This is a genomic window from Halonotius pteroides, from assembly GCF_003605635.1.
Classification (GTDB): Archaea; Halobacteriota; Halobacteria; order Halobacteriales; family Haloferacaceae; genus Halonotius; species Halonotius pteroides.
The window spans coordinates 1-1,081 of sequence record NZ_QMDW01000098.1 but is presented as its reverse complement, the minus strand read 5'-3'; the positions used below and the strand labels follow the sequence as shown (position 1 = coordinate 1,081).

Annotated in this window: 2 protein-coding genes; both read left to right on the top strand. The window is 69.2% G+C overall.

The window, feature by feature from the left end; all coding sequences use genetic code 11:
• Positions 1–114: 114 nt before the first annotated feature.
• A complete protein-coding gene (locus tag DP106_RS15315; RefSeq protein ID WP_015410371.1) occupies positions 115–447 on the top strand; it encodes a hypothetical protein in 333 nt (110 codons plus the stop codon).
• Positions 448–493: 46 nt separating this feature from the next.
• On the top strand, positions 494–1,057 hold the full coding sequence (locus DP106_RS15310; RefSeq protein ID WP_015410372.1) for a KH domain-containing protein: 564 nt from the start codon (positions 494–496) through the stop codon (positions 1,055–1,057).
• The last annotated feature ends 24 nt before the right edge of the window (positions 1,058–1,081 follow it).

Below are 1,081 nucleotides of genomic sequence, written 5' to 3'. Positions count from 1 at the left end.
GCTTTCCCGGGAGGAACGGGCCTCGTTGGCCCCCGAGTACGCCCACCCGATCGTCGACCGCAACGAGGGGTACGAGCGGGCACAGCGGGTCTTCGAGCGTGCGCTCGGAAAGCGGTGAACCACGTACCGGACGACGCCGTCGACGCGATCGACGCCTTCGGCGAGGGAATCCTCTACGGGGCGCCGCCGCCGGTCAGCGAGCGCCTCCGGTCGGACCTCCGGCTCCGGATTGCGGCCCCCGACGGCGGCCGGAGCGCGCCGTGTCGGTTCGAGACCGAGCACGCACGGGCGCCGGAAACGCTCCGGGAACGCGGGTCGTTCGTCCGGACGATCGTCGACGGGATCGACGACCGACTGGCGGCGTGGGGGATCCAGACGCCCGAGACCTATCGGCACGCGGCGACCGTCGACGGCACACATCGCTACGAGGGGACGCTCGAGTGGTAGCGGCGTCGAAGCGTATGCTTAAAAGTGCGGATCACGAAACGGGCGTATGAAACACGTCACGGTTCCGAACGACCGGATCGGCGTCCTGATCGGAGAGGGGGGTGAGACGATGCGCGACATCGAAGCGCGCGCGGAGGTCCGCCTCGATATCGACTCCGAGACGGGGTCGGTCCGCGTCGAGTCCGTGGGCGACCCGATCGTCGGGCTGAACGGTCCCGACATCGTGAAGGCGATCGGTCGCGGGTTCGCCCCCGAGGACGCCTTCCGGCTGCTCGAGGACGACATGCAGATGTTCGAGCTGGTCGACATCGAGGCCGCCACGCGGAACAAAAAGGACCTCCGCCGCAAGAAGGGCCGGCTCATCGGCGAGGACGGCCGGACCCGCGAGTTGATGGCCGAACTCAGCGGCGCGGACGTCGTCGTTTACGGGACGACCCTCGGGATCATCGGCTCGCCCGAGCAGGTCGACGCGGTCCGCAGCGCCGCCGAGATGATCCTCGACGGCGCGCCCCACGGCGCGGTGTACGCCTTCCTCGAGCGCCGCCACAACGAGATGCGCTCGAACGACATCGAGTACCACGAGTTCGCCGACGGCTCGCGGTCGGTGTAGCGACGGCCGACCGAAACCGTCGGA

What these genes read in the sequence shown, in the direction of transcription:
- DP106_RS15310 (WP_015410372.1), top strand. Translation starts at nt 494, where the DNA reads ATGAAACACGTCACGGTTCCGAACGACCGGATCGGCGTCCTGATCGGA.